At 63.1% G+C, this 24,954-nt stretch carries 24 protein-coding genes; 4 read left to right on the plus strand and 20 right to left on the minus strand.

Annotation, left to right across the window (positions count from 1 at the left end; translation table 11 throughout):
- Window positions 1–20 precede the first annotated feature (20 nt).
- The 12 genes from atpE to rpmH form a co-directional block, all read right to left on the minus strand.
- Entirely contained in the window at window positions 21–278 is a 258-nt protein-coding gene (atpE, locus tag EPK82_RS11240) for a F0F1 ATP synthase subunit C (RefSeq protein WP_003097235.1), read from the minus strand.
- Window positions 279–429: 151 nt separating this feature from the next.
- Window positions 430–1,296: a F0F1 ATP synthase subunit A gene (gene atpB / locus EPK82_RS11245; RefSeq protein ID WP_037054772.1), complete on the minus strand. Its 867-nt coding sequence runs from the start codon at window positions 1,294–1,296 to the stop codon at window positions 430–432.
- A 17-nt stretch (window positions 1,297–1,313) separates the two neighbouring features.
- Entirely contained in the window at window positions 1,314–1,718 is a 405-nt protein-coding gene (locus EPK82_RS11250) for a F0F1 ATP synthase subunit I (protein ID WP_037054774.1), read from the minus strand.
- A 160-nt stretch (window positions 1,719–1,878) separates the two neighbouring features.
- On the minus strand, window positions 1,879–2,748 hold the full coding sequence (locus EPK82_RS11255; RefSeq protein WP_037054776.1) for a ParB/RepB/Spo0J family partition protein: 870 nt from the start codon (window positions 2,746–2,748) through the stop codon (window positions 1,879–1,881).
- A gap of 11 nt (window positions 2,749–2,759) precedes the next feature.
- Window positions 2,760–3,548 (minus strand): ParA family protein, encoded by a 789-nt coding sequence (locus EPK82_RS11260; RefSeq protein ID WP_037054778.1) that lies wholly within the window; start codon window positions 3,546–3,548, stop codon window positions 2,760–2,762.
- Window positions 3,549–3,560: 12 nt separating this feature from the next.
- Window positions 3,561–4,208: a 16S rRNA (guanine(527)-N(7))-methyltransferase RsmG gene (gene rsmG / locus EPK82_RS11265; RefSeq protein ID WP_167494341.1), complete on the minus strand. Its 648-nt coding sequence runs from the start codon at window positions 4,206–4,208 to the stop codon at window positions 3,561–3,563.
- Window positions 4,205–6,097, minus strand: coding sequence for a tRNA uridine-5-carboxymethylaminomethyl(34) synthesis enzyme MnmG (gene mnmG, locus EPK82_RS11270; RefSeq protein WP_134676622.1), 1,893 nt, complete (start codon window positions 6,095–6,097; stop codon window positions 4,205–4,207). Before mnmG ends, rsmG begins: the two co-directional genes overlap by 4 nt.
- A gap of 639 nt (window positions 6,098–6,736) precedes the next feature.
- Window positions 6,737–8,104, minus strand: a complete 1,368-nt coding sequence (mnmE, locus tag EPK82_RS11275; protein ID WP_134676623.1) for a tRNA uridine-5-carboxymethylaminomethyl(34) synthesis GTPase MnmE — start codon at window positions 8,102–8,104, stop codon at window positions 6,737–6,739.
- 105 nt (window positions 8,105–8,209) lie between these two features.
- Complete coding sequence (gene yidC / locus EPK82_RS11280; protein ID WP_037054788.1) at window positions 8,210–9,955, minus strand: membrane protein insertase YidC; 1,746 nt, start codon at window positions 9,953–9,955, stop codon at window positions 8,210–8,212.
- Between the two features lie 2 nt (window positions 9,956–9,957).
- A complete protein-coding gene (gene yidD, locus EPK82_RS11285; RefSeq protein ID WP_080757053.1) occupies window positions 9,958–10,203 on the minus strand; it encodes a membrane protein insertion efficiency factor YidD in 246 nt (81 codons plus the stop codon).
- Complete coding sequence (gene rnpA, locus EPK82_RS11290) at window positions 10,196–10,597, minus strand: ribonuclease P protein component (RefSeq protein WP_134676624.1); 402 nt, start codon at window positions 10,595–10,597, stop codon at window positions 10,196–10,198. The genes yidD and rnpA overlap by 8 nt, the downstream gene beginning before the upstream one ends.
- Window positions 10,598–10,613: 16 nt before the next feature.
- Window positions 10,614–10,748 carry a 50S ribosomal protein L34 gene (gene rpmH / locus EPK82_RS11295; protein WP_003290924.1) on the minus strand — a complete coding sequence of 45 codons (135 nt, stop codon included), beginning with the start codon at window positions 10,746–10,748 and terminating at the stop codon, window positions 10,614–10,616.
- Window positions 10,749–11,266: 518 nt separating this feature from the next.
- Here rpmH and dnaA point away from each other — a divergent pair.
- The 4 genes from dnaA to gyrB are packed head-to-tail and all read left to right on the plus strand — an operon-like array spanning window position 11,267 to window position 17,428.
- Window positions 11,267–12,757 carry a chromosomal replication initiator protein DnaA gene (gene dnaA / locus EPK82_RS11300; RefSeq protein ID WP_037054792.1) on the plus strand — a complete coding sequence of 497 codons (1,491 nt, stop codon included), beginning with the start codon at window positions 11,267–11,269 and terminating at the stop codon, window positions 12,755–12,757.
- Window positions 12,758–12,788: 31 nt separating this feature from the next.
- Window positions 12,789–13,892 carry a DNA polymerase III subunit beta gene (dnaN, locus tag EPK82_RS11305; RefSeq protein WP_037054793.1) on the plus strand — a complete coding sequence of 368 codons (1,104 nt, stop codon included), beginning with the start codon at window positions 12,789–12,791 and terminating at the stop codon, window positions 13,890–13,892.
- A 7-nt stretch (window positions 13,893–13,899) separates the two neighbouring features.
- Window positions 13,900–15,003 carry a DNA replication/repair protein RecF gene (recF, locus tag EPK82_RS11310; protein ID WP_047592343.1) on the plus strand — a complete coding sequence of 368 codons (1,104 nt, stop codon included), beginning with the start codon at window positions 13,900–13,902 and terminating at the stop codon, window positions 15,001–15,003.
- Between the two features lie 4 nt (window positions 15,004–15,007).
- Window positions 15,008–17,428: a DNA topoisomerase (ATP-hydrolyzing) subunit B gene (gene gyrB / locus EPK82_RS11315; protein ID WP_037054798.1), complete on the plus strand. Its 2,421-nt coding sequence runs from the start codon at window positions 15,008–15,010 to the stop codon at window positions 17,426–17,428.
- A gap of 270 nt (window positions 17,429–17,698) precedes the next feature.
- Here gyrB and EPK82_RS11320 read toward each other — a convergent pair whose 3' ends face one another.
- The 8 genes from EPK82_RS11320 to gmhB all read right to left on the minus strand — a co-directional run bounded on the left by EPK82_RS11320 (window position 17,699) and on the right by gmhB (window position 24,948).
- Window positions 17,699–18,631: a phosphatidate cytidylyltransferase gene (locus EPK82_RS11320; protein WP_037052335.1), complete on the minus strand. Its 933-nt coding sequence runs from the start codon at window positions 18,629–18,631 to the stop codon at window positions 17,699–17,701.
- Between the two features lies 1 nt (window position 18,632).
- Complete coding sequence (locus tag EPK82_RS11325) at window positions 18,633–19,256, minus strand: lysophospholipid acyltransferase family protein (RefSeq protein ID WP_134676625.1); 624 nt, start codon at window positions 19,254–19,256, stop codon at window positions 18,633–18,635.
- A 9-nt stretch (window positions 19,257–19,265) separates the two neighbouring features.
- Complete coding sequence (locus EPK82_RS11330) at window positions 19,266–19,715, minus strand: hypothetical protein (protein ID WP_134676626.1); 450 nt, start codon at window positions 19,713–19,715, stop codon at window positions 19,266–19,268.
- Window positions 19,705–21,042: a phosphatase PAP2/dual specificity phosphatase family protein gene (locus EPK82_RS11335; protein ID WP_208651123.1), complete on the minus strand. Its 1,338-nt coding sequence runs from the start codon at window positions 21,040–21,042 to the stop codon at window positions 19,705–19,707. The genes EPK82_RS11330 and EPK82_RS11335 overlap by 11 nt, the downstream gene beginning before the upstream one ends.
- Window positions 21,042–22,796 (minus strand): bifunctional alpha/beta hydrolase/class I SAM-dependent methyltransferase, encoded by a 1,755-nt coding sequence (locus EPK82_RS11340; protein ID WP_134676627.1) that lies wholly within the window; start codon window positions 22,794–22,796, stop codon window positions 21,042–21,044. The genes EPK82_RS11335 and EPK82_RS11340 overlap by 1 nt, the downstream gene beginning before the upstream one ends.
- Before the next feature lie 25 nt (window positions 22,797–22,821).
- The gene (locus EPK82_RS11345; RefSeq protein WP_134676628.1) at window positions 22,822–23,427 is read right to left on the minus strand and encodes a CDP-alcohol phosphatidyltransferase family protein; all 606 of its coding nucleotides are present in this window, start codon (window positions 23,425–23,427) and stop codon (window positions 22,822–22,824) included.
- Window positions 23,428–23,636: 209 nt separating this feature from the next.
- Window positions 23,637–24,404, minus strand: coding sequence for a lysophospholipid acyltransferase family protein (locus EPK82_RS11350; RefSeq protein ID WP_134676629.1), 768 nt, complete (start codon window positions 24,402–24,404; stop codon window positions 23,637–23,639).
- A gap of 13 nt (window positions 24,405–24,417) precedes the next feature.
- Entirely contained in the window at window positions 24,418–24,948 is a 531-nt protein-coding gene (gene gmhB / locus EPK82_RS11355) for a D-glycero-beta-D-manno-heptose 1,7-bisphosphate 7-phosphatase (RefSeq protein ID WP_047592359.1), read from the minus strand.
- Between the last annotated feature and the right edge of the window lie 6 nt (window positions 24,949–24,954).

Here is a 24,954-nt window from a genome sequence, read left to right on the forward strand (position 1 = left end):
TTCACTCGAAGACGAGTGAATTAGCCTGCGATTTGACCAACGAAGGGGTTCGCGAAGGTGAAGAACAGTGCGATACCAACACCGATCATGGTCACGGCGTCGAGCAGACCGGCGACGATGAACATTTTAACTTGCAGCATCGGGACCATTTCCGGCTGACGCGCAGCGCCTTCCAGGAACTTGCCACCCAGCAGACCGAAACCGATGGCGGTACCCAGGGCACCCAGGCCGATCAGCAGTGCAACGGCGATAGCGGTCAAACCAACTACAGTTTCCATTTTTCCTCCCGACTTACAGTCGTATTGGTTAAGGTTTTTGTTGAAGCGGTAAAGCGAAATCGTTTGTTTACAGCAGCCCTCATGCCCGCGGGCAGTGAGGGTTTGTCCTGGCAGGCGCCGCCTGAGCGGCGCCGCGGAACCTTAGCGCGCCTTAGTGGTTGTCTTCATGCGCCATCGACAGGTAGACGATGGTCAGCATCATGAAGATGAACGCCTGCAGCACGATGATCAGGATGTGGAAGATGGCCCAGGCCAGCTGCAGCACACCACCCAGCGAGCCCAGCAGCATGCCGCCGCTGAACATGATGGCGATCAGGATGAAGATCAGCTCGCCGGCATACAGGTTGCCGAACAGTCGCAGTGCCAGGGAGACCGGCTTGGCGATCAGGGTGACGAATTCCAGCAGGAAGTTCACCGGGACCAGCAGGATCTTCATGGCAATGTTGTTGGAGCTGAACGGGTGCATGGTCAGCTCGCCGAGGAAGCCGCCGATGCCCTTGACCTTGACGCTGTAGAACAGGATCAGGGCGAACACCGACAGGGCCAGGCCCAGGGTCGCGTTCGGGTCGGTGGTCGGCACGACACGGAAGTACAGGTGCGGATCGCCAACCAGGGTGGCAGCCAGTTTCGGCAGCCAGTCAACCGGGATGAGGTCCATGAAGTTCATCAGGAAGACCCAGACGAAGATGGTCAGGGCCAGCGGGGCAATCAGCGGATTGCGACCGTGGAAGGTGTCCTTGACGCTGCCATCGACGAACTCGACCAGAACCTCGACGAAGTTCTGCAGGCCGCCCGGCTGATCCGAGGTGGCCTTGCGCGCCGCCAGGCGGAACAGGACGATGAAGATCAGGCCGAGAACCACCGACACCGCCAGGGTGTCTACGTGGAAGGCCCAGAAGCCCATTTCTTTGGCTTCCTGTGCGGTGTGGGCGAAACTCCAGCCGTTCACCGGGTGCTGACCATAGGTCAGGTTGGTGAGGTGGTGCTGGATGTAACCCGAAGCGGTTTCTGCTGCCATTATTTGCCTCGAACGCTTTAAGGTCTTGAAAATTTCGTTATCAGCAGCGGGGCGAACCAGCTGACCATCAGGGTCAGCAGGTAGACACCGAACAACATCGGTGCCTCCAGGGGTTTCACGCCCGCAAACGTCAGTGCAAAGAGCACGAACGTCAGAATCAGTTTTCCCGCTTCGCCCGCATAAAAAGAACGGACGATTTCCCTAGCCGCCCGCGCGCCGCTGTAGCGGAACGCCTTGTGGGCGAAATACAGATTCGGCAACCAGGCGATCATGCCCCCCAACAGTGCCGAATAACCCGCCACGTTGCCTCGCCATTGCCAGGTCAGCGTAGCAGCGAGCAGCAATACGACGAGTTGTGCCATCAGCACCGGGAAGACCGGTAGGCGATGGAAGGGCAGGCGCTTCGGCATGCGGCGTTCCATCAACTGATGTCCCTCGACTATCGACCGCTTTAACTCAATGAATTGGCATAAAAAGTGCCAACAAAATTGCGCGCAGAGTATAGGGGGCGTATTCCCCCCATTCAACTGTCCGGTAGTGATTTCCGACCATGCGCTACATGGTCAGGTGTGGCGAATTGTTTCAGCGGATGTGAGCGAGCACGCCCTGCAATTCGTCGAGGGAGTTGTAGCGGATGACCAACTGGCCCTTGCCCTTGGCGCCGTGTTTTATCTGCACTGGCGAGCCCAGACGCTCTGCCAGACGCTGCTCGAGGCGACTGATGTCCGGGTCGGGCTTGGCTTTTGCCGGCGCCGGTTTGGCACTCAGCCACTGGCGAACCAGCGCTTCGGTCTGGCGTACGGTGAGACCGCGTGCGACAACGTGTCGCGCAGCTTCGACCTGCTGTTCGAGGGGCAGACCGAGCAATGCACGGGCATGACCCATCTCCAGGTCGCCATGGGACAGCAGTGTCTTGATCTCGTCCGGCAGGGCGATCAGACGCAGCAGGTTGGTGATGGTGACGCGCGATTTGCCGACGGCATCGGCGACCTGCTGCTGGGTCAGCTCGAATTCCTGCTGCAGGCGCTGCAGGGCGACGGCTTCCTCGATCGGGTTGAGGTCCTCGCGCTGGATGTTCTCGATCAGCGCCATGGCGATGGCGGCTTCGTCCGCCAGCTCGCGAACCATGGCCGGGATCTTGTCCTGGCCGGCCAGCTGGCTGGCTCGCCAGCGACGCTCACCGGCGACGATCTCGAAACGACCATCGCCGATCGGCCGCAGCACGATGGGTTGCATCACGCCCTGGGCGCGGATGGAGGCGGCGAGTTCTTCCAGAGCGGTCTGGTCCATGTCGCGACGCGGCTGGTACTTGCCCCGCTGGATCAGTTCCAGCGGCACGTATTGCAGCTCACGCGTATCGACCTGGGCGGCCTCTTCCTGCAGTGCACTGACGGTGTTGCCACCGAGCAGGGCGTCCAGACCTCGACCCAGACCTCGTTTCTTCGCAGCCATGCGGATGTTCCTTAAGCGGTAGCGGTTTTCGCGGCGGCGCGCTGACGGCGCACCAGCTCGCCGGCCAATGCCAGGTAGGCGATGGCACCACGGGATTGTTTGTCATACACCAGCGCCGGCATGCCGAAGCTCGGAGCCTCGGCCAGGCGCACGTTACGCGGGATCACGGCGTCGTACAGCTTGTCGCCGAAATGCTCCTTGAGCTGAGCGCTGACATCGTTGGTCAGGCTGATGCGCGGGTCGTACATGGTACGCAGCAGACCTTCGATCTGCAGCTTGGGATTGAGCAGCTGGCCGATGCGCTGGATGCTGTTGACCAGATCGGAGAGCCCTTCCAGCGCGTAGTACTCGCACTGCATGGGGATGATCACACCGTCGGCGGCGACCAGGGCGTTGATGGTCAGCATGTTCAGCGACGGCGGGCAGTCGATGAGGATGTAGTCGTAGTTCTCGCGGATCGGCGCCAGGGCATAGCGCAGGCGACTTTCCTTCATCTTCATTTCCAGCAGCGCGACTTCGGCGGCCGTCAGGTCGCGGTTGGCCGGCAACAGCTGGTAGCCGCCATGCTCGGAAAACTGCATCGCCTCGCTGAGATCGCATTCGCCGATCAGCACGTCGTAGATCGAGTGCTCGAGGGCATGCTTGTCGATGCCACTGCCCATGGTCGCGTTGCCCTGCGGGTCGAGGTCGATGAGCAGCACGCGGCGCTTGGTCGCCACCAGAGAAGCAGCCAGGTTGATGCACGTCGTGGTTTTGCCCACGCCGCCTTTCTGATTGGCGATCGCGAATACCTTGGCCATCTTCCTTCCCCCTTAGACCGAGCGACGCAGTATCAACAGATGGCGTTGGCCTTGGCAACCGGGAACCCGCAACACGTGCGTGGCACTGAGGCGGAAGTCCGCCGGCAACGCCTGCAGCTCATCGTCCGGGTGGACCCCTTTCATCGCCAGCCACTGGGTGTCGGCATTGCCAAGGTGGCGCGTCCAGTCGCTGAAATCCTGCAGGCTGCTGAACGCCCGCGAGCTGATGCCGTCGAAGGGCCGCTCGGGTCGATACGCTTCGACCCGGCTGTGGACAACCTCGAGGTTGTCGAGTTTCAGCTCGAGCTTCACCTGGACCAGAAAACGGGTCTTCTTGCCATTGGAGTCGAGCAGGGTGAAACGCCGTTCGGGGAACATGATCGCCAGCGGAATGCCGGGCATGCCGCCGCCGCTGCCGACGTCCAGCCAGTTATCCCCACGCTCGGCCACGAAGGGCACCACCGACAGGCTGTCGAGCAGGTGACGCGACACCATCTCGTCGGGATCGCGCACGGCGGTGAGGTTGTAGGCCTTGTTCCACTTGATCAGCAGGCCCAGGTAGGCGAGCAGTTGCTGCTGTTGTGGCTCGCTGAGCTCGACGCCAAGCTCGCGAGCGCCCTGGATCAGTTCTTCGGCGTGACGCTGGGTGACCGACATCAGGCGCTCTGCTCCAGTTTCTGACCCGCACTGCGTTTCTTCAGGTGAATCAGCAGCAGGGAGATCGCCGCCGGCGTGACACCGGGAATGCGCCCGGCCTGGCCGAGGGTGGCCGGACGGGTGTTGCCCAGCTTGAACTGGATTTCCTTGGACAGACCGGAGATGGCGCTGTAGTCCAGGTCCTCCGGCAGCTTGGTGTCCTCGCTGGCCCGCAGCTTGGCGATCTCTTCCTGCTGGCGGTCGATGTAGCCGGCGTACTTGGTCTTGATCTCGACCTGCTCGGCCACCTGGTTATCCACAGCCGGTGACTCGGTCACTTCGGCAAGGGTGGCGTAATCGATCTCCGGACGGGCCAGCAGATTGAGCAGGTGGTATTCGTGGGCCAGCGGGGTCCCGAAACGCGCGGCGATGGCATCGCCCTGCGGGGTGCCCGGGCGTACCCAGGTGCTCTTCAGGCGCTGTTCTTCCTGGATGATGCCCTCACGCTTGGCTTCGAACGCCGCCCAGCGCTCGTCATCGACCAGGCCCAGCTCGCGGCCCTTCTCGGTCAGGCGCAGGTCGGCGTTGTCCTCGCGCAGAATCAGCCGGTACTCGGCCCGCGAGGTGAACATGCGGTACGGCTCCTGGGTGCCTAGGGTGATCAGGTCGTCGACCAGCACACCGATGTAGGCCTCGTCACGGCGCGGGCACCAGGCTTCCTTACCCTGGGCACGCAAGGCGGCGTTGCAGCCCGCCAGCAGGCCCTGGGCGCCGGCTTCTTCGTAGCCGGTGGTGCCATTGATCTGCCCGGCGAAGAACAGGCCGCCGATGACCTTGGTCTCCAGGCTGTACTTCAGGTCGCGCGGATCGAAGTAGTCGTACTCGATGGCATAGCCCGGACGCACGATATGGGCGTTCTCCATGCCGCGGATGCTGCGCACGATCTGCAACTGCACATCGAACGGCAGCGAGGTGGAAATACCGTTGGGATACAGCTCATGGGTGGTCAGGCCTTCCGGCTCGATGAACACCTGGTGGCTGTCCTTGTCGGCGAAGCGGTGGATCTTGTCTTCGATCGACGGGCAGTAGCGCGGCCCCACGCCCTCGATGACACCGGAATACATCGGCGAACGGTCGAGGTTCGCCGCGATGATCTCGTGGGTACGGGCGTTGGTGTGGGTGATCCAGCAACTGATCTGCTGCGGCTGATGCTCGCGCTTGCCGAGGAAGGACATCAGCGGCGTCGGTGTGTCCCCCGGCTGCTCGGTCATCACCGAGAAGTCCACGGAGCGTCCGTCGATGCGCGGCGGAGTGCCGGTTTTCAGGCGACCGACACGCAGCGGCAGTTCGCGCAGGCGCTGGGCCAGGGCGATGGAAGGCGGGTCGCCGGCGCGGCCGCCGGAGTAGTTCTGCAGGCCGATGTGGATAAGTCCACCGAGGAAGGTGCCTGTGGTCAACACCACGGAATCCGCATGGAACCTGAGGCCCATCTGGGTAACCACGCCCTTGACCTCGGCGTTTTCCACAATCAGGTCATCGGCGGCCTGTTGAAAAATCCACAGATTGGGCTGGTTTTCCAGAATCTCGCGTACCGCCGCTTTGTACAGCACGCGGTCGGCCTGGGCACGGGTCGCTCGAACGGCCGGACCCTTGCGGCTGTTGAGGATACGGAACTGGATGCCGCCCTTGTCGGTGGCAGTCGCCATGGCACCGCCGAGGGCATCGATTTCCTTGACCAGGTGGCTCTTGCCGATCCCGCCGATGGCCGGGTTGCAGCTCATCTGGCCAAGGGTCTCGACATTATGGGTGAGCAGCAGGGTCTTCACGCCCATGCGCGCTGCAGCCAGGGCTGCCTCGGTACCGGCATGACCGCCGCCGATCACGATCACGTCAAAACGGGAAGGGAAATCCACCACGCACCTCGTGCCTGTTGAGAAAGGGGTCTGAAAGAAAGGCGGCAAGTATAGGGACTTCGCTCTCCTGAATGAAGCCTTCTGCACAAAAAATAGCCAACCGGTTACCGCCGTTCTCTGCGCCTGTGCGCCCGACCTGATCACCTTCCTGACCTGTCAAAGCGGGTACTGGCTTATAAAGAATAGAAAGAGAGAATTTTTATAAAGCTTGTTCTTTATGTTTATGTATAGAGCAGGCCATTTCTGTGGATAACAAGCTACAGGCCATGTACATCAAGGTGTACAGAGAATGATAAGCCTGTGTCGATCCTGCTCGTTTGCGCTGGGAAAGCTGCTGAACCACTGTGGATGGAATGGATGGTTATCAACAGGGGCGGTTACGCCCAGCTTTGTCATAGGCTTATGGGCAGGGTTCAGGGGCTGTTTTCCACAGGGTTTATCCGGGCCTGAATAACTCGCTGGCGAGGCGGCGCACGCTGGATATGTGAGGCGAAGGAAAGCTGCAGGCAGCGGGCATCAGCCCGGATGCGAGCCAGGAAGTGGCAAGGAAGGCTGAGTCGGCGCTGGGAGAAGGCTGGAGGAGCGCGCTTCGTACAACGGGAAGAGAGCGACGCGGCGGCCTGTCTCTGCCTGCCGGTGTCACTTGCCGATGCAGAAGCTGGAGAAGATGCGCCCCAGCAGGTCGTCGCTGCTGAAAGCGCCGGTGATCTCACCCAGGGCCTGCTGGGCCATGCGCAGGTCTTCGGCGAGGAGTTCGCCTGCGCCCATCAGGGTCAGCTGGTTGCGGCCGTGATCGAGGTACTGTTCGGCCTGGTGCAGGGCTTCGAGGTGGCGGCGACGGGCGCTGAAACCGCTTTCGGCGGTCTGTTGATAACCCATGCAGGCTTTCAGATGCTCGCGCAGCAGTTCCAGGCCTTCGGCAGACTTGGCCGACAGACTGAGGGTGACATGGCCATCGGCGCTGGTTGCCAGCGTGACGGTCTCGCCTGACAGGTCGGCCTTGTTGCGGATCAGGGTGACGCGCACGGGATCCGGGCGCTGCTCGAGAAACTCCGGCCACAGGGCGAAGGGATCGGCTGCCTCCGGTGCGGTGGAGTCGACCACCAGCAGCACCCGGTCGGCCTCGCCTATGGCCTTCAGCGCGCGCTCCACGCCGATGCGCTCCACCTGGTCATCGGTAGCGCGCAGGCCGGCGGTGTCGACCACGTGCAGGGGCATGCCGTCGATGTGGATATGTTCGCGCAGGACGTCGCGGGTGGTGCCGGCGATATCCGTGACGATGGCCGCCTCGCGCCCGGCCAGGGCATTGAGCAGGCTGGACTTGCCGGCGTTGGGACGGCCAGCGATGACCACGGTCATGCCGTCGCGCAGCAAGGCGCCCTGGCCAGCTTCACGCAACACTGTGGATAAGTCTGCGCGAACGCCGTCGAGTTGCTTCAGCACATGGCCGTCGGCGAGAAAATCGATTTCTTCCTCGGGGAAGTCGATGGCCGCCTCGACATAGATGCGCAGCTGGATCAGCGCTTCGGTCAGCGCGTGCACGCGCCTGGAAAACTCGCCCTGCAACGAGCGCAGGGCGTTGCGTGCGGCCTGTTCGGAGCTGGCCTCGATCAGGTCGGCGATGGCTTCGGCCTGGGCCAGGTCGAGCTTGTCGTTGAGAAATGCACGTTCGCTGAACTCACCGGGTCGGGCCAGGCGTGCGCCCAGCTCCAGGCAACGGCGCAGCAGCAGGTCGAGCACCACCGGGCCACCGTGGCCCTGCAGTTCGAGCACGTCCTCGCCGGTGAAGGAGTTCGGGCCGGGAAAGTAGATCGCCAGGCCTTCGTCCAGTACCTGCTCGGCCTCGCCGTGAAAGGCGCCGTGATGAGCGAAGCGGGGTTTCAGCTCGCGCCGGCAGATCGTCTGCGCCAACCGCCCGGCCAGTGGCCCCGAGACCCGCACGATGCCGACGCCGCCGCGTCCCTGGGCGGTGGCTACGGCTGCGATGGTGTCTCGGGCATGGGTCATGGCATTCACTCGGTTGTAGGCAGGGCCAGGGTCGCTACGGGGACGATGGATAGCAAAACGCCCCAATCATGGGGCGTTTGCTTGATGCTTGGAAGCCTTGTCGAATCAGGCGTTGGCCGGTTTCGATGCGGCTTCGATCCTGCGCGTAATGTACCACTGCTGGGCGATGGACAGGCAGTTGTTGACCACCCAGTACAGCACCAGACCAGCCGGGAACCACAGGAAGAAGAAGGTGAAGATGATCGGCATCAGCTTCATCACGCGCGCCTGCATGGGGTCCGGCGGCGTCGGGTTGAGCTGCTGCTGGATGAACATGGTCGCGCCCATGATGATCGGCAGGATGAAGAACGGATCCTTGATCGACAGGTCGGTGATCCAGAACATCCACGGTGCCTGACGCATCTCCACGGATTCCAGCAGTACCCAGTACAGGGCGAGGAACACCGGCATCTGCACCAGGATCGGCAGGCAGCCGCCCAGCGGATTGATCTTCTCTTTCTTGTACAGCTCCATCATCGCCTGGGACATCTTCTGGCGATCGTCACCGTGCTGCTCTTTCAGGGCCTGCAGCTTCGGCGATACGGCACGCATGCGCGCCATCGAGCGGTAGCTGGCGGCCGACAGCGGGAAGAAGATCAGCTTGATGATGATGGTCAGGAAGATGATCGACCAGCCCCAGTTGCCCAGCAGGCTGTGGATGACTTGCAGCAGCCAGAAGATCGGCTGGGCGAGGAACCACAGGAAGCCGTAGTCGACGGTCAGCTCCAGGCCCGGGGACAGGGTACCCAGGTGTTCCTGCAGCTTGGGACCGGCATAGAGGACGGCACCGGTTTCGCCCTTGGCGCCGGCAGCGACCTGTACGGCCGGGCCGGTGAAGCCGACGATGTAGTTGCCCTGGCTGTCCTTGCGGGTCTGGATCAGGTTGCTGGCATCCTTGCTCGGCACCCAGGCGGTGACGAAGTAATGCTGCAGCCAGGCCACCCAGCCACCCTGGACGGTTTCCTTGAAGGCGTGCTTGTCGATGTCTTTCATCGACAGCTTCTTGTAGGGCTCGTCAGGGGTCCAGACGGCGGCGCCCAGGTAGGTGGCGGTTCCGGTCGCGGTGGTCGAGGACGGATCGCCGCTGCTGTCACGCTTGAGCTGGGCGAACAGGTTGCCGCTCCAGGCCTGATCGCTCTGGTTGTCGATCAGGTAACGAACGTCGACCTGGTAGGCGGACGGATCGATGCAGCCAGGCTTCTTCAGCTGCTGCTCACGGGCCGAGCACTCTGGGTTGAGGCCACGCTTGAAGCTGTAGCGCTTGATGTAGCTGACGCCGTTTTCGCTGTAGGTCAGGTCGACCACCAGGCTGTCCTGGCCTTCGGCCAGCGCATAGCTCTGCTTCTCGCTGCTCCACAGGGCACGGCCGCTGGATTTGTCCGGAGCGTTCTGGCCGATCAGGCCGCTCTGGGCCAGATAGGTGCGCTCGCTGCCATTGTCGAACAGCTGGAAGGGCACGTCCGGGCGGTCCTGACGGCGAGGGTACTGAGGCAGACGCAGTTGCACGACGTCGCCACCGCGAGGATCGATGGCCAGCTCGAGCACGTCGGTCTTGACCCGAATCAGCTCGTCGCTGGTGGCAGCGGTCGGCGCCACGGCAGCAGCGCTGGGCTCGGCCACGGCAGTGGGGATGTCATCGCCGCTGGTGCTGGCGGATGCCGCTGGCGTGTCAGGCAGGTTGGGCGTCGCGACGTTCGAGGTGCTTACCTCGGCCGGCAGGGCAGCCTGGCCATAGTCCTGGTTCCATTGCAGGACCATGAGGTAGGACACGACTGCCAGGGCGACGATCAGGATCGAGCGTTGGATATCCATGATTATTCGGCCATCGAAGGGGATCGGGATGTTTTCGCGGGGGGCACCGGGTCGTAGCCACCTGGATTCCAGGGATGGCAGCGACCTAGCCGGCGGGCTGTCAGCCAGCCACCACGCAGGAAGCCATGTTGATCGATGGCTTCGTAGGCATAGCAGGAACAGCTTGGGTAGAAGCGGCAGTGACTGGCCATCAGGGGGCTGATGGCGTAGCGATAAACCTGGATGCAGGCTAGGGCCACTTTACGCATGGGGCGTGTCGCTTGTCCCGGGGGATGGTTCTGCGTCGTGACTGGGCCGGTTACGGGCCAGGCGTTTCCAGAGTTTGCCGAACTGCTGAGCGAGTTCGGCATTTTCCAGATCGCCTAGCCCTTTCCGGGCGACCACCACGATGTCCCAGCCAATCAGGTTGTGCTGATTGAGCCGGAACGACTCGCGGATTTGACGCTTGATGCGGTTGCGCTCGACGGCGAGCTTGACGCTCTTCTTGCCGATCACCAGACCTAGACGGGAATGATCAAGCTGGTTGTCGCGCGCTAGCAACAGGACACTTTTGCCCGGAGCCTTACCGCTTGGGGAGTCGAAGACTGCCTTGAATTGCCGGGGAGTCAGCAGTCGCTTTTCCCGGCCGAAGCCTCGACTCACCACCTGTCTGGATGAATTAGACAGTCAGACGCTTGCGGCCCTTGGCGCGACGACGCGACAGGACTTGACGGCCGTTCTTGGTGGCCATACGAGCACGGAAACCGTGGGTGCGAGCGCGCTTGATGGTGCTGGGTTGGAAAGTGCGTTTCATGGTGCGTTACCTGGGTGATCGACTAGGGTCGGAATGACCCCGGTTTAAAGAGACCGGCAATTCTAGAGAAAGCCGCACGGTAGGTCAATTTCCAACCAACCTTATTCGCCAGATAAGAATAGAAAGAAGGAAAGGGTTTAAAGAACCTTTTCTCTTTTTATGATGATTAGCGCCGTGCCCCGTTGTGGAAAACCCGCTGCAGCGCCGGCTGCCTGTGGCGTGCGCGGAATCATAAGCCTGTCTGAAACGGGTGCGTGAGGTGTGTGCCCGCTGGGTACAGCCTGAGGACAGAATGCTGGTTTACCCACAGGTCGTTTATCCCTGCACTCATCCCCAGGCTTTTGCAGAATGTTCAGGGGCGCTTATCCACAAGGTTTGGCGCGCCCAAGATAAGCCTGATGAATGTAACTAAGGCTTTGATTTTACTTGGCCATCTTCATCTTGCTATGTGGATAACTCGGTCGTGGCTCGCTACAATGGCAGCTGTTTTTGCACGCCGCCTGGATAGGGGATAGTCAGTGTCAGTGGAACTATGGCAGCAGTGCGTCGAGCTCCTGCGCGATGAATTGCCGGCCCAGCAATTCAACACCTGGATACGTCCTCTGCAGGTCGAAGCCGAAGGCGACGAGCTGCGTGTCTACGCGCCCAACCGCTTCGTGCTCGATTGGGTCAATGAAAAGTACCTGAGTCGTCTGCTGGAGCTGCTCGGTGAGCGCGCCGGTGGCCTGGTGCCTGCGCTTTCCTTATTAATAGGTAGCAAGCGCGCGGCAACCGCTCGTGTTGCACCGACCGCGCCGCCACCGGCTGCCGCTCGTGCCGCGCAGCAGCAGAAAGTCGCCGCGACCAGCAAGCCCGTTCCGCCACCCGTGCAGGAAGAGCCTTCGCGCGCCAGTTTCGACTCCATGGCCGGCGCTGCTCCGCAACCGCCGACACCGGCCGTTGCGCCGCGTACAGAACGTACGGTGCAGGTCGAAGGTGGGCTCAAGCACACCAGTTACCTCAATCGCACCTTCACCTTCGACAACTTCGTCGAGGGCAAGTCCAACCAGTTGGCGCGTGCCGCTGCCTGGCAGGTGGCCGATAATCCCAAGCACGGCTACAACCCGCTGTTCCTCTATGGCGGTGTCGGCCTGGGCAAGACGCACCTGATGCACGCGGTGGGCAATCACCTGCTGGCGAAGAACCCCAATGCCAAGGTGGTCTATCTGCACTCCGAGCGTTTCGTCGCCGACATGGTCAAGGCGCTGCAGCTCAACGCCATCAACGAGTTCAAGCGTTTCTACCGTTCGGTGGACGCGCTGCTGATCGATGACATCCAGTTCTTCGCCAAGAAGGAGCGCTCCCAGGAGGAGTTCTTCCATACCTTCAACGCGCTGCTCGAAGGTGGTCAGCAGGTCATTCTCACCAGTGACCGCTACCCGAAGGAGATCGAGGGGCTGGAGGAGCGCCTGAAGTCGCGCTTCGGCTGGGGCCTGACCGTTGCGGTCGAGCCGCCTGAGCTGGAGACCCGTGTCGCGATCCTGATGAAGAAGGCCGACCAGGCCAAGGTGGATCTGCCGCACGATGCGGCCTTCTTCATTGCCCAGCGCATTCGCTCCAACGTGCGCGAGCTGGAAGGTGCGTTGAAACGGGTGATCGCTCACTCGCACTTCATGGGACGTGACATCACCATCGAGCTGATCCGTGAGTCGCTCAAGGATCTGCTGGCCCTGCAGGACAAGCTGGTCAGCATCGACAATATCCAGCGCACCACGGCCGAGTACTACAAGATCAAGATCTCCGACCTGCTGTCCAAACGACGCTCGCGTTCCATCGCACGGCCGCGTCAGGTGGCGATGGCTCTGTCGAAGGAACTGACCAACCACAGCCTGCCGGAAATCGGTGTGGCCTTCGGCGGTCGTGATCACACCACGGTATTGCACGCATGCCGTAAGATTGCTGAACTTAGGGAATCCGACGCGGACATCCGCGAGGACTACAAGAACCTGCTGCGTACCCTGACTACCTGATTCGCAGCTCCACGAGGCAAGGGACTAGACCATGCATTTCACCATTCAACGCGAAGCCCTGTTGAAACCCCTGCAACTGGTCGCCGGTGTCGTGGAACGACGCCAGACGCTGCCGGTTCTGTCCAACGTCCTGCTGGTGGTCGAAGGCCAGCAGCTGTCGCTGACCGGTACCGACCTGGAAGTCGAACTGGTTGGCCGCGTCACGCTGGAAGATGCCGCCGAGCCGGGCGAAATCACCGTGCCGGCACGCAAGCTGATGGACATCTGCAAGAGCCTGCCGAGCGACGCGCTGATCGATATCCGCGTCGACGACCAGAAGTTGCTGGTCAAGGCCGGTCGCAGCCGCTTCACCTTGTCGACCCTGCCGGCCAATGACTTCCCCACCGTCGAGGAAGGTCCGGGTTCGCTGACCTTCAACCTGCCGCAGGCCAAGCTGCGTCGCCTGATCGAGCGCACCAGTTTCGCCATGGCTCAGCAGGACGTGCGCTACTACCTCAACGGTATGCTGCTGGAAGTACAGAGCGGCATGCTGCGCGCCGTGGCCACCGACGGTCACCGTCTGGCCATGTGCTCGATGGAAGCCAGCATCCAGCAGGACGGCAAGCACCAGGTGATCGTGCCGCGCAAAGGTATTCTCGAGCTGGCGCGCCTGCTCACCGAACAGGACGCAGAAGTGGCCATCGTCCTGGGTCAACACCACATCCGTGCCAACACCGGCGAGTTCACCTTCACCTCCAAGCTGGTCGACGGCAAGTTCCCGGATTACGAGCGCGTGCTGCCACGCGGTGGTGACAAGCTGGTGCTGGCGGATCGTCAGGGGCTGCGTGAAGCGTTCAGCCGTACGGCGATTCTCTCCAACGAGAAGTACCGCGGTATTCGCCTGACCCTGGCGGCCGGTCTGCTGAAGATCCAGGCCAACAACCCGGAGCAGGAAGAGGCCGAGGAAGAGATCGTTGTCGACTACAACGGCAGCGGCCTGGAGATCGGTTTCAACGTCAGCTACCTGCTGGACGTGCTGGGTGTGATGGGCACCGAACAGGTTCGCCTGATTCTCTCCGATTCCAACAGCAGTGCCCTGCTGCAGGAAGCCGACAACGACGATTCTGCCTACGTCGTCATGCCGATGAGGCTCTAAGCCTTTAATGTCCCTCAGCCGCATCATGGTCACCGCGGTGCGCAATCTGCACCCGGTGACCCTCTCCCCCTCCCCCCGCATCAACATCCTTCACGGCGCCAACGGCAGCGGCAAGACCAGTGTGCTGGAGGCCATCCATCTGCTCGGCCTCGCTCGCTCCTTTCGCAGCACGCGCCTGCAACCCGTCATTCACTACGAGCAACCGGCCTGTACCATTTTCGGCCAGGTGCAACTGGCGGAAGGTGGCACCAGCAATCTGGGTATTTCCCGTGATCGTCAGGGTGAATTGCAGATTCGCATCGATGGTCAGAATGCACGCAGTGCTGCTCAGCTCGCCGACCTGCTGCCGCTGCAGCTGATCAACCCGGACAGTTTTCGCCTGCTGGAGGGCGCGCCGAAGATCCGTCGGCAGTTCCTCGATTGGGGTGTGTTCCACGTGGAACATCGCTTTCTCGGTGCCTGGCAGCGGCTGCAGAAAGCCCTGCGGCAGCGGAACTCGTGGCTGCGGCATGGTACACTTGACGGTGCTTCGCAGGCCGCATGGGACCGCGAATTGTGCAGTGCCAGCCAGGACATAGACACCTACCGAAGGGCCTATATCCAGGCGCTGAAGCCGGTGTTCGAACGTACGCTCGCCGAGCTGCTGCAGCTGGAAGGACTGACCCTGAGTTACTACCGCGGCTGGGACAAGGATCGTGAGCTGAGCGACGTGCTCGCCTCATCCCTCCAGCGTGACCAGCAACTCGGGCACACCCAGGCCGGACCACAGCGCGCCGATTTGCGTCTGCGCCTGGCGGGGCATAACGCGGCAGAGATCCTGTCGCGGGGGCAACAGAAACTGGTGGTGTGTGCATTACGCATCGCCCAGGGCCACTTGGTCAACGAAGCCAAGCGAGGCCAGTGTATCTATCTGGTGGACGACCTACCGTCGGAACTGGATGAACAGCACCGTCAGGCGTTATGCCGGTTGCTGGAAGATTTGCGCTGCCAGGTGTTCATCACCTGTGTAGATCATGAATTGTTGAGGGAAGGCTGGCAGACGGATACGCCGGTTGCCATGTTCCACGTGGAACATGGCCGTATCACCCAGACCCAAGACCATCGGGAGTGAAGGCATGAGCGAGAACCAAACGTACGACTCCTCCAGCATCAAGGTGCTGAAAGGACTGGACGCCGTACGCAAACGTCCCGGGATGTACATCGGTGACACGGACGATGGTAGTGGTCTGCACCACATGGTGTTCGAGGTGGTCGACAACTCGATCGACGAGGCGCTGGCCGGTTATTGCAGCGAAATCACCATCACCATCCACCCTGATGAGTCGATCAGCGTGCGTGACAACGGCCGTGGCATCCCGGTCGACACGCACAAGGAGGAAGGTGTTTCCGCCGCAGAGGTCATCATGACCGTGCTGCACGCGGGCGGTAAGTTCGACGACAACAGCTACAAGGTCTCCGGTGGTCTGCACGGCGTGGGTGTCTCGGTGGTCAATGCCCTCTCCAAGGAGCTGGTGCTGACCATTCGCCGTAGCGGCAAGATCTGGGAGCAGACCTATGTGCATGGCGTGCCTCAGGCGCCCCTGACCGCTGTCGGCGATACCGATGGCACGGGCACGCAGATCCACTTCAAACCGTCCGAAGAGACCTTCGCCAACATTCACTTCAGCTGGGATATCCTGGCCAAGCGTCTGCGCGAGCTGTCTTTCCTCAACTCCGGCGTGGGTATCCTGCTGCGTGACGAGCGCACCGGCAAGGAAGAGCTGTTCAAGTACGAAGGCGGCCTGAAGGCCTTCGTCGAGTTCCTCAACACCAACAAGACCGTGGTCAACCAGGTGTTCCACTTCAACATCCAGCGCGAAGAAGATGGCGTAGGTGTGGAAGTCGCCCTGCAGTGGAACGACAGCTTCAACGAGAACATCCTCTGCTTCACCAACAACATTCCCCAGCGTGACGGTGGTACCCACCTGGCAGGCTTCCGCTCTGCCCTTACCCGTCACCTGAACAACTACATCGAGCAGGAAGGCCTGGCCAAGAAGTTCAAGGTCAGCACCACCGGTGACGATGCCCGTGAAGGCCTGACCGCGATCATCTCGGTCAAGGTTCCGGACCCGAAATTCAGCTCGCAGACCAAGGACAAGCTGGTCTCCAGCGAAGTGAAGACCGCGGTCGAGCAGGAAATGGGCAAGTACTTCGCCGACTTCCTGCTGGAAAACCCGAACGAAGCCAAGGCCGTGGTCGGCAAGATGATCGACGCTGCCCGCGCCCGTGAAGCGGCGCGCAAGGCGCGCGAGATGACCCGCCGCAAGGGTGCACTGGATATCGCCGGCCTGCCCGGCAAACTGGCGGACTGCCAGGAGAAAGACCCGGCGCTGTCCGAACTCTACATCGTGGAGGGTGACTCCGCGGGCGGTTCTGCCAAGCAGGGCCGTAACCGCAAGACCCAGGCGATCCTGCCGCTCAAGGGCAAGATCCTCAACGTCGAGAAGGCGCGCTTCGACAAGATGCTCTCCTCCGCCGAAGTCGGCACCCTGATCACCGCGCTGGGCTGTGGTATCGGGCGTGAGGAGTACAACATCGACAAGCTGCGTTACCACAACATCATCATCATGACCGATGCTGACGTCGACGGTTCGCACATCCGCACCCTGCTGCTGACCTTCTTCTTCCGTCAGCTGCCCGAGCTGATCGAGCGTGGCTATGTCTACATCGCCCAGCCCCCGCTGTACAAGGTCAAGCGCGGCAAGCAGGAGCAGTACATCAAGGACGACGAGGCCATGGACGAGTACATGACCCAGTCGGCCCTGGAAGACGCCAGCCTGCACGTCAACGAGAATGCCCCGGGTCTGTCCGGTGGTGCGCTGGAGAAGCTGGTCGGCGACTATCGCGGCGTGATGAAGACCCTGGATCGCCTGTCGCGCGTCTACCCCAAGGACATCACCGAGAACCTCGTCTACCTGCCGCGCATCGGCCTCGAGCAGCTGGCCGACCATGCCGGCATGCAGGCCTGGCTGGACAGCTTCAGCGCGCGTCTGAAGTCGATGGAGAAGTCCGGGCAGACCTACACTGCCAGCCTGCGTGAAGACCGTGAGCGCCACGTCTGGCTGCCTGAGGTCGAGGTCAAGGCACACGGTCTGTCCAGCTACACCACCTTCAACCGCGACTTCTTCGCCAGCAACGACTACAAGAGCGTCACGGCGCTGGGCGATCAGCTGAACAGTCTGCTGGAAGACGGTGCCTACGTGCAGCGTGGCGAGCGCAAGAAGCCGGTGAGCACGTTCAAGGAAGCCCTGGACTGGCTGATGACCGAAAGCACCAAGCGTCACAGCGTGCAGCGATACAAAGGTCTCGGCGAGATGAACCCGGATCAGCTGTGGGAAACCACCATGGACCCGGAAGTGCGGCGCATGCTCAAGGTGACCATCGAGGATGCCATCGCGGCCGACCAGATCTTCAACACCCTGATGGGCGATGCCGTGGAGCCGCGCCGCGACTTCATCGAGTCCAACGCCCTGGCGGTGTCGAACCTGGACTTCTGATCACCAACCTCTGGTATCGGAAACAGAAACCCCGGCCTGTGTGCCGGGGTTTTTTATGGCTGTCGCTATGGCAAAAGGCTTACAAGGAGAAGCGCCATGGGCGTCTCCCCTCGCCTGCGGGTCTTGGCTAATCTACACACACCTACTGGGAACTGGATGTCCCGGGTCACGGATGACAGACCGCGCCAGGATGGCAAACGACAGGAAGTCGGAAGGTCATGAAAAACCCGCCTCGGCGGGTTTTTTATTGCCTGCAGAAAAGGCGGGCCGTCAGGCCCACCAGTAGCGCACCATGTGGAAGAACACCGGGGCGGCGAAGCACACCGAGTCCAGTCGATCGAGCATGCCGCCGTGGCCTTCGATCATGTGGCCCCAATCCTTCACGCCGCGATCGCGCTTGATCGCCGACATCACCAGGCCGCCAGCGAAGCCGAGCATGCATACCAGCAAGGCGAAGAGCGCCGCCTGCCAGAAGGCGAACGGGGTGATCCAGCACAGCGAGGCGCCGATCAGCGTGGCCAGTGCCACGCCGCCGACGAAGCCTTCCACGGTTTTCGAGGGCGACAGGTTGGGCGCGATCTTGTGCTTGCCGAACAGCTTGCCGCAGACGTACTGCAGGACGTCCGAGAGCTGCACGACGATGATCAGCCAGGCGATCAGCAGCAGGTTGCGCCCTTCGTAGCCGGGAATGTCCAGGGTCAGCAAGGCGGGCACCGAGGAGATGCAGTACACCGCGATCATCAGGCCCCACTGCACCTTGGCTGCACGTTCCAGGTAGCGCGTGGTGTCGCCGCCCAGCGAGGCGAGAATCGGCAGCAGCAGGAACAGGTAGACCGGGATGAAGATGGCGAACAGGCCGTACCAGCCCAGGGCGATCAGCAGGTACTGCATCGGCAGGGCGAAGTAGAAGGCCGCGACCAGTGCGGGATAGTCGCTGCGGCGGGTGGGCGTCAGCGTCATGAACTCGCGCAGGGCGTAGAAGGACACGAAGTAGAACAGCAGGACGACGCCGTTGTTGCCGAACAGGAAGGCGATGCCGATGACCAGCACCATCACCCACCAGGCGTTGATTCGCGCGTTGAGGTTGTCGATGACCGGGTTGGGGCGATCACCACTGCGCTTCTTCAGGAAGAAGCCGACCAGGCTGGCCAGCAGCAGCAGGGCACCGATACCGGCGAACAGCAGCAGGGTATTGCGATCCATGTCAGGCCTCCTCGGGTGCCAGTGCCAGCAGGGCGTTGCGCGCGCGTTCCAGGAAGGCTTCCTTGCCCTCCCCCTCGATGGGCTCCACGGCTGCACCGAAACTCAGGGTGCACAGCAAAGGCAGAGGCAATGCACGGCCCTTGGGCATCACCCGGTTGAGGTTGGCGATCCATACCGGCACCAGCTCGACCTGCGGGCGTTGCTGAGCCAGGTGGAAGAGCCCGCTCTTGAACGGCAGCAGCGGCTCGTCGCTGAGGTTGCGCGTGCCTTCGGGGAAGATGATCAGCGAATCGCCACCGTCCAGCGCATTGAGCATCGCCTGCAGCGGATTGGCGCCCTCTTCCTTGCGCTCGCGATCGACCAGCACGCCGTTGAACACGCGATTGATCAGGAAGCTGCGCATGCCCGGCTTCTGCCAGTAATCGGCACCGGCTACCGGGCGCGTGGTCTTGCGCAGCTCCGGCGGCAGTGATGCCCACAGCAGGACGAAATCGCCGTGGCTGCTGTGGTTGGCGTAGTACAGACGCTGGGTGGGCTGGGCGGTGCTGCCCAGCCAGAGGGCGCGGGCCCCCGTGAGCAGGCGGGCCGCCGAGGTGATGGCGAAAGCGGTCAATGCAGCGAGCATGGCGACTCCTTAACCGGGTGGGGGAAATGCGTGAATGAAGACGATGCCCGACAGCACGAGCACGGCCTGGAACAGCAAGCACAGTACCTGCCTACGCAGCAGGCCGAGTGCACCCTGGCAGCGCAGGCTCCAGCTGCGCCCGGCCTGTTCGGCAGGTTGCAGGCCGAGGCGCTGCAGCGCCTGATCCAGCGCCTGGGTGTGCGCGTCCAGCTGCTCACCGGCGCACGCCAGTTGCTGGAACAGTTCGGCGTCCAGGGCGACGCGCAGCGCCCAGTACTTCTCGGCGAGCCCGACCAGCAGCAATGCCGCGCAGAACAGCCCCAGGCCGAGGCTGCCCGGCGCACCCAGCAGGGGCGACAGCCCGAGCACGACAGCGACCAGGCTCAGCGCAGTGGAAAAGTGATCGAGGCTGCGTCCACGTCGCAGCAGCGCGGCGACCAGTTGCAGGTCAGCCTGCATGGGCGACCTCCACCTGTGGTGGGGCCTCAAGCAGGCGCTGCAGCGCTGCCAGATGCTGTGGGCCGAGCACCACCTGTGGGCGGGCCTGGCGGATCAGCTCGACCGCGCTGTGCACATCGCTGCAGCGCCCGCTGTGCAGCAGCCAGGCCGCGACGGCGGTGGCGCTGCGTGAGTAGCCCAGGGCGCAACAGACCAGCAGTGGGCCCTGATGGCGCAGGCGCTCGATGGCTTCGGCGGCGTGTCGGCATGTCGCGGCATCCGGTGCGACCAGGTCCAGTGTCGGCAGGCTGCAATAGGCCAGCGTGCCCGGCGCTGCCGGCAGTTCGGCGCACAGGTCGACCAGCGCGGCGTAGCCGTCGAGATCGCCCGCCGCGGGCAGGCGGCCGAGGTGAATACCGTCGACCACCAGGCTGGGCGCGGGCTGGCGGTACGTCCATAGCCGCGAATTGATCCAGGCGGCGAGCAGGTAAGGGCCGAGCAGTGCCGTAGACGCCGGACTGAGACGCCCATTGGCCTGTTTCTGGAAGCCGGCCGCGCCGAACAGCAGGTAGTTGAGTGCGACCATGGCCAGGGAAACGCTCGGCCACAACAGCCACAGCCAGGCACCGCCTAGGTTGACCGCCAGTGCCGAGCACAGCAGCGCGCCGAGGCTGTAGCGCAGTGCCAGGCGCCAGTGACGAGGATCAGTGGCCAGGCGCATGTGCTGCAACGGCGTGCTGCCCTGCAGCGGCAGCAGCCAGAGGCAGAAGAAGCCGGCGAGCAGCCCGGTGGGCACGTCGATGAAGTGGTGTTGCCAGGTGGTCAGCACGGACAGGCCGATCAGCCCCATCCACAGGTGCAGCAGTCCGCGCCAGAACGGGCCGCGGGTGTGGTTGGCGAACATCGCCCAGATGATCACCAGCAGCGTGATGTGCAGGGAGGGCGCCTGGTTGAAGGGTTTGTCGAAACCCATCAACAGGTCGAAGAGCATGCCGAACGTGCCCTCCAGAGGGGGGCGCTCGAAGGTGAAGCGCAGCGGCCAGAGGAGGAAGCAGGCCACGCAGATCACCTGCGCGGCGAGCAGGCGCAGTGCATGGCGGTCCATCTCACGGCGGCACGCGGGCAGCAGGAACGACAGGCCGTAGAGCAGGTCGATCGACCAGTAGGGCACGATGGTCCAGGGCCAGAGCGGCACCTGCGTCTCCCAGGCGAAGACCAGGTTGCCGACATCGTCACGCTGGCCGGTGAACCAGTTGGCGAAGCCGTAGCTGGCGAAGAACAGCGGGCCGAGCAACAGCAGCCAGAGAACGCCCCGCTTCCACAATCCCTGCTCGCGGGTGCTCTGCATCACTTCACCCGTTGCGCCAGGGACACGCTGAAGATGCCCCACTGATCGATACGCTGGGCCACCTTGCGGAAGCCTGCTGCCTCGACCAGCTGGTCCATCTCCGCCTGGCTGCGCCGGCGCATGACCCAGGCCTGGCCGTCACGGTGGCTGGTCAGGGCGCGGGCGATCAGCTCCAGCTGCGGGTGCCAGGGTTGCCCCGTGTAGACCAGGTAGCCGCCCTCCTCGACCGCTGCCGCTAGGCCCGCCAGTGAGTCGCCGACCATCTGGTTGCTGCCGAACAGTTCGTACAGGCCGGAGACCACCGCCAGGGTCGGTTTGGGATCGAGCGCCGCGAGGCCTTCGCGGTCGAAGGCATCGCCCTTGACGAAACGGGCGATGTCGCCGAGATCCTTCTGCTGGATCAGCGCATTGCCGTCGCGAACGTTGATGTCGCTGTAGTCGCGCAGGAGGATCGAGTCCGGACGCTGTTCCTGGCCCTCCAGCGATTCGAGGATGTAACGGCCATGGCCGGCGGCGATGTCGACGATGCGCACGGCCTTGCCTGCCTCACGCAGCCTGAGCATGGCCAGGCGCAGCAGCTCCTCGGCATGCAGCTTGCGCTGGCGGATGCCACGCCAGCCGATGGAGTCCAGGTAGTTCCGGTCGATCAGCCGGCCCAGCGCGCCCTTGCCGCTGGGCTGGTTGCGGTAGACGTAGTCCAGCGTGCTGCCGGAGTCGAAGCCGGTGTCGAAACCCAGCTTGACCCCGTCCGACAGGCCGCTGCCGAGGCGCATGCCGGCGCGGGTGGCGCGCCAGTACAGGTCGCGCAGCGAGTTCTGCGGCAAGGGCGCAGCCAGCTCCTCGGCTTCGGCGCAGGTGACGCCCAGGCGGTCGGCGTCGAGCAGCGACGGCCGTGCCATGGGTTGCTCGAAGTTGCGCAGGATGAAGCGGCGGGCGCGGCTCAGTGCATGGGCCCGGTCACGCTCGCCGAGGGTGTCGTGGAAGAAGCCGGGCAGCAGGTGCTTCTCCTTGCGTACGCTGCCGAGGCGCTCGAAGAAGGCTTCCTGCGGCTTGCGGTGCACGACGAAGTCCGCAGCGGAGATCAGCAGCTGGGTCGGCACCTGAATCGCCTGGGCATCGGCGACGATGCGATCGGCCGCCTCGTACAGGCCCAGGAGCATGGTGACCGAGATAGGGCGGGCGATCAGCGAATCGTTGTCGAACGAGGCGATGCGCTCCGGGTCGTGGGTCAGGAACCTGGCCTTGACGTAGCTGTTGACGAAGAAATTGCCGCGCCAGGCATGCAGCAACTTCAAGCCGGGGCGGGCGAACGGCACGTAGAGCTTGACCTTGAAGGCCGGCGAGGCGAGCACCAGGCAGCGCACCTTGGGGGCATAGTCGTGGGCCCAGGTGGCGATGATCACCGCCCCGACGCTCTGTGCGACCACGGCCAGGTCCTGCTCGACGATGCCGTGCTGGCTGCCGATGTGCTCGACGAAGGTCTGCACGTCACGCACGCTGGTGGCGAAGCTCGGGCTGTCGCCCCGCGCGCCGGGCGAAAGGCCGTGGCCACGGGCGTCCCAGGCGAAGAAGTCGCAGTGTGGCAGGTCCAGCTCATCCACCAGGTGAGCCATGCGCCCGCCGTGTTCATGGCCGCGATGGAACAGCAGGACCGCCTGTCGCGGGCCCTCTTCGGGGGCGGTGGCGGGCCAGTGGCGATAGCTCAGTTCGACGCCGTCGTGGGTGGTGAAGGTGTGCAGTTGGATGGGGCGCATGGAATCTCCTTATTCCGAGGATGGCTCAGGCCGTTTCGGCCAGCCCGTGGCGAACGCGGTTGTAGAGGGTATAGAGCAGCAGGGCCAGGACCAGTGCCAGCAGGGCGTTGATCCACCAGGCCGAGAGCAGCCCGGTGGCGACGCCGGCACCGAGCACGCCGAAGCAGAAGGCGCGGTCGCTCTTGCCCATCGGGCCGTCGTAGCGGCGTGACGCGCCGACCATGGGGCCGAGCACGCCGGCGTATTCGCTGATCACTGCCAGCAGGACCACGACCACCACCAGCAGCGGTGAGACGCCCGGCAGCAGGGCGAAGGGCAGGTACAGGGCGCTGTCGGCGATAACGTCGCAGAGTTCGTTGAGGTAGGCGCCGAGTTTCGATTGCTGGCCGAATTCACGGGCCAGCATGCCGTCGACGGCATTCAGCGCCATGCGCAGCAGCATCCACAGCGGGATCAGGGCGAACAACCAGGCCAGCTGGCTGTAGGCCGCAAGCAGGGCACCGAGCAGCAGGGAAACGATCGCGGCCGCCAGGGTCACCTGGTTGGCGGTGACGCCACGCGCATGGAGGCGTTCGACGCCCGGGCGCAACAGGTTCTGGAAGGCAGGCTTGAGCTGGTAGATCGATGGCATGGCAGCGAATTCCTTTTCCCGATCGGATCATCGGCCATCTGCAGGGGCGAGACTGTGCGCCCGTCGAGCCTTGTGAGGCATGCATTGGCATTCAGGCAAGTTATACCCTACAGGCCGATTTTCCTAGTGCTGCCCAATCTCCAGGAAAATCATGTGCTTGAATCCTGTGATGGCGCATTGCTGGTATTTGACGCACAGCTTATCCACAGCTAGAGCGATTCGCCCAGGCGGCTCAGTACCGGTTCTTCACCGCGCATCGCGGCCTGTTGCTGGCAGACCCACTGGAAGGCACGCTCGTTGAGCTCGGCGATGGCACGCGGGCCCTCGCCCTCGGCATGCATGGGCGCGCCGATGATCACCTGGATGGTGCCGGAGCGCTTGCCCCAGCCTTCCTTGGGCCAGAACTCACCAGCGTTGTGGGCGATGGGCAGTACCGGCAGACCGGCGTTGACCGCGAGCGCCGCACCGCCGCGAGAGAACTTGCCGATCTGCCCTGGCTGAATGCGCGTGCCTTCGGGGAACACCAGGACCCAGGCGCCCTGCTTGAGGCGCTCGTCGCCCTGCTTGGCCATCTGCTTGAGCGCCGCCTTGGGGTTGCTGCGGTCGATGGCGATGGGCTTGAGCAGGGCCATGCCCCAGCCGAAGAACGGCACGCGCAGCAGCTCGCGCTTGACCACTTGCGACAGCGGCTCGAAGAAGCCGGAGAGGAAGAAGGTTTCCCAGGTGCTCTGGTGATTGGCGAGGATCACGCACGGGCGCTCGGGGATGTGCTCCAGGCCACGCACCTCGTAGCGGATGCCGACGATCACCTTGGCCAGCCAGACCGCGCAGTTGCACCAGGCCTGGACCACGAAGCGATAGCGCTGGCGGAAGGGCAGCAAGGGCGCGACCAGCAGGCTGATCAGGCACCAGAAGAAGGAGCTGGACGACAGGAGCAGGTAGAAAAGCGTGATTCTGAGGGCCTGCACGATCGCCATTGAACTTCGCACCTTATGAGAGCAGTCGATCGGCGACAGCCGCCAGATCGTCGAATACCAGGGTTCCTGGCGGCAATGCCTTGGCCAGGGTTCGTTCGCCCTTGCCGGTCTTCACCAGCACAGGTTGACAGTCGACGGTCAGCGCCGCCTGCAGGTCACCGCTGCTGTCACCGACGAACCAGATACCTGCCAATTCCGTGCCGTAGTGCGCAGCGATCTGCCTGAGCATACCCGGCTTTGGCTTGCGGCAGTCGCAGCCATCGTCCGGCCCGTGTGGACAGTAGACGATCAGACCGACTTCGCCGCCCTGCTCCGCCACCAGCTCGCGCAGGCGCGCATGCATCGACTCCAGGGTCGCCAGGTCGTAGTAGCCTCGGGCGATTCCGGACTGGTTGGTGGCCACGGCCACCGTCCAGCCGGCACGCGACAGGCGCGCGATGGCGGCAATCGACGAGGGAATCGGCAGCCACTCGTCGAGGCTCTTGATATAGGCGTCGGAGTCTTCGTTGATGACACCGTCGCGGTCGAGGATCAGTAACTTCATAGCAGC

It is taken from the genome of Ectopseudomonas khazarica, assembly GCF_004521985.1.
Taxonomy (GTDB): domain Bacteria; phylum Pseudomonadota; class Gammaproteobacteria; order Pseudomonadales; family Pseudomonadaceae; genus Aquipseudomonas; species Aquipseudomonas khazarica.

Bases quoted from the DNA above. Each gene is read 5' to 3' on its own strand.
- EPK82_RS11335 (WP_208651123.1), bottom strand. From the start codon at position 21,042: ATGCAGAGCACCCGCGAGCAGGGATTGTGGAAGCGGGGCGTTCTCTGG.
- yidC (WP_037054788.1), bottom strand. From the start codon at position 9,955: ATGGATATCCAACGCTCGATCCTGATCGTCGCCCTGGCAGTCGTGTCC.
- yidD (WP_080757053.1), bottom strand. From the start codon at position 10,203: ATGCGTAAAGTGGCCCTAGCCTGCATCCAGGTTTATCGCTACGCCATC.
- EPK82_RS11330 (WP_134676626.1), bottom strand. From the start codon at position 19,715: ATGCAGGCTGACCTGCAACTGGTCGCCGCGCTGCTGCGACGTGGACGC.
- recF (WP_047592343.1), top strand. From the start codon at position 13,900: ATGTCCCTCAGCCGCATCATGGTCACCGCGGTGCGCAATCTGCACCCG.
- EPK82_RS11350 (WP_134676629.1), bottom strand. From the start codon at position 24,404: ATGGCGATCGTGCAGGCCCTCAGAATCACGCTTTTCTACCTGCTCCTG.
- atpE (WP_003097235.1), bottom strand. From the start codon at position 278: ATGGAAACTGTAGTTGGTTTGACCGCTATCGCCGTTGCACTGCTGATC.
- mnmE (WP_134676623.1), bottom strand. From the start codon at position 8,104: ATGACCCATGCCCGAGACACCATCGCAGCCGTAGCCACCGCCCAGGGA.
- EPK82_RS11340 (WP_134676627.1), bottom strand. From the start codon at position 22,796: ATGCGCCCCATCCAACTGCACACCTTCACCACCCACGACGGCGTCGAA.
- EPK82_RS11320 (WP_037052335.1), bottom strand. From the start codon at position 18,631: ATGGATCGCAATACCCTGCTGCTGTTCGCCGGTATCGGTGCCCTGCTG.
- atpB (WP_037054772.1), bottom strand. From the start codon at position 1,296: ATGGCAGCAGAAACCGCTTCGGGTTACATCCAGCACCACCTCACCAAC.
- gmhB (WP_047592359.1), bottom strand. From the start codon at position 24,948: ATGAAGTTACTGATCCTCGACCGCGACGGTGTCATCAACGAAGACTCC.
- EPK82_RS11255 (WP_037054776.1), bottom strand. From the start codon at position 2,748: ATGGCTGCGAAGAAACGAGGTCTGGGTCGAGGTCTGGACGCCCTGCTC.
- EPK82_RS11250 (WP_037054774.1), bottom strand. From the start codon at position 1,718: ATGGAACGCCGCATGCCGAAGCGCCTGCCCTTCCATCGCCTACCGGTC.
- EPK82_RS11260 (WP_037054778.1), bottom strand. From the start codon at position 3,548: ATGGCCAAGGTATTCGCGATCGCCAATCAGAAAGGCGGCGTGGGCAAA.
- EPK82_RS11345 (WP_134676628.1), bottom strand. From the start codon at position 23,427: ATGCCATCGATCTACCAGCTCAAGCCTGCCTTCCAGAACCTGTTGCGC.
- dnaN (WP_037054793.1), top strand. From the start codon at position 12,789: ATGCATTTCACCATTCAACGCGAAGCCCTGTTGAAACCCCTGCAACTG.
- EPK82_RS11325 (WP_134676625.1), bottom strand. From the start codon at position 19,256: ATGCTCGCTGCATTGACCGCTTTCGCCATCACCTCGGCGGCCCGCCTG.
- gyrB (WP_037054798.1), top strand. From the start codon at position 15,008: ATGAGCGAGAACCAAACGTACGACTCCTCCAGCATCAAGGTGCTGAAA.
- rpmH (WP_003290924.1), bottom strand. From the start codon at position 10,748: ATGAAACGCACTTTCCAACCCAGCACCATCAAGCGCGCTCGCACCCAC.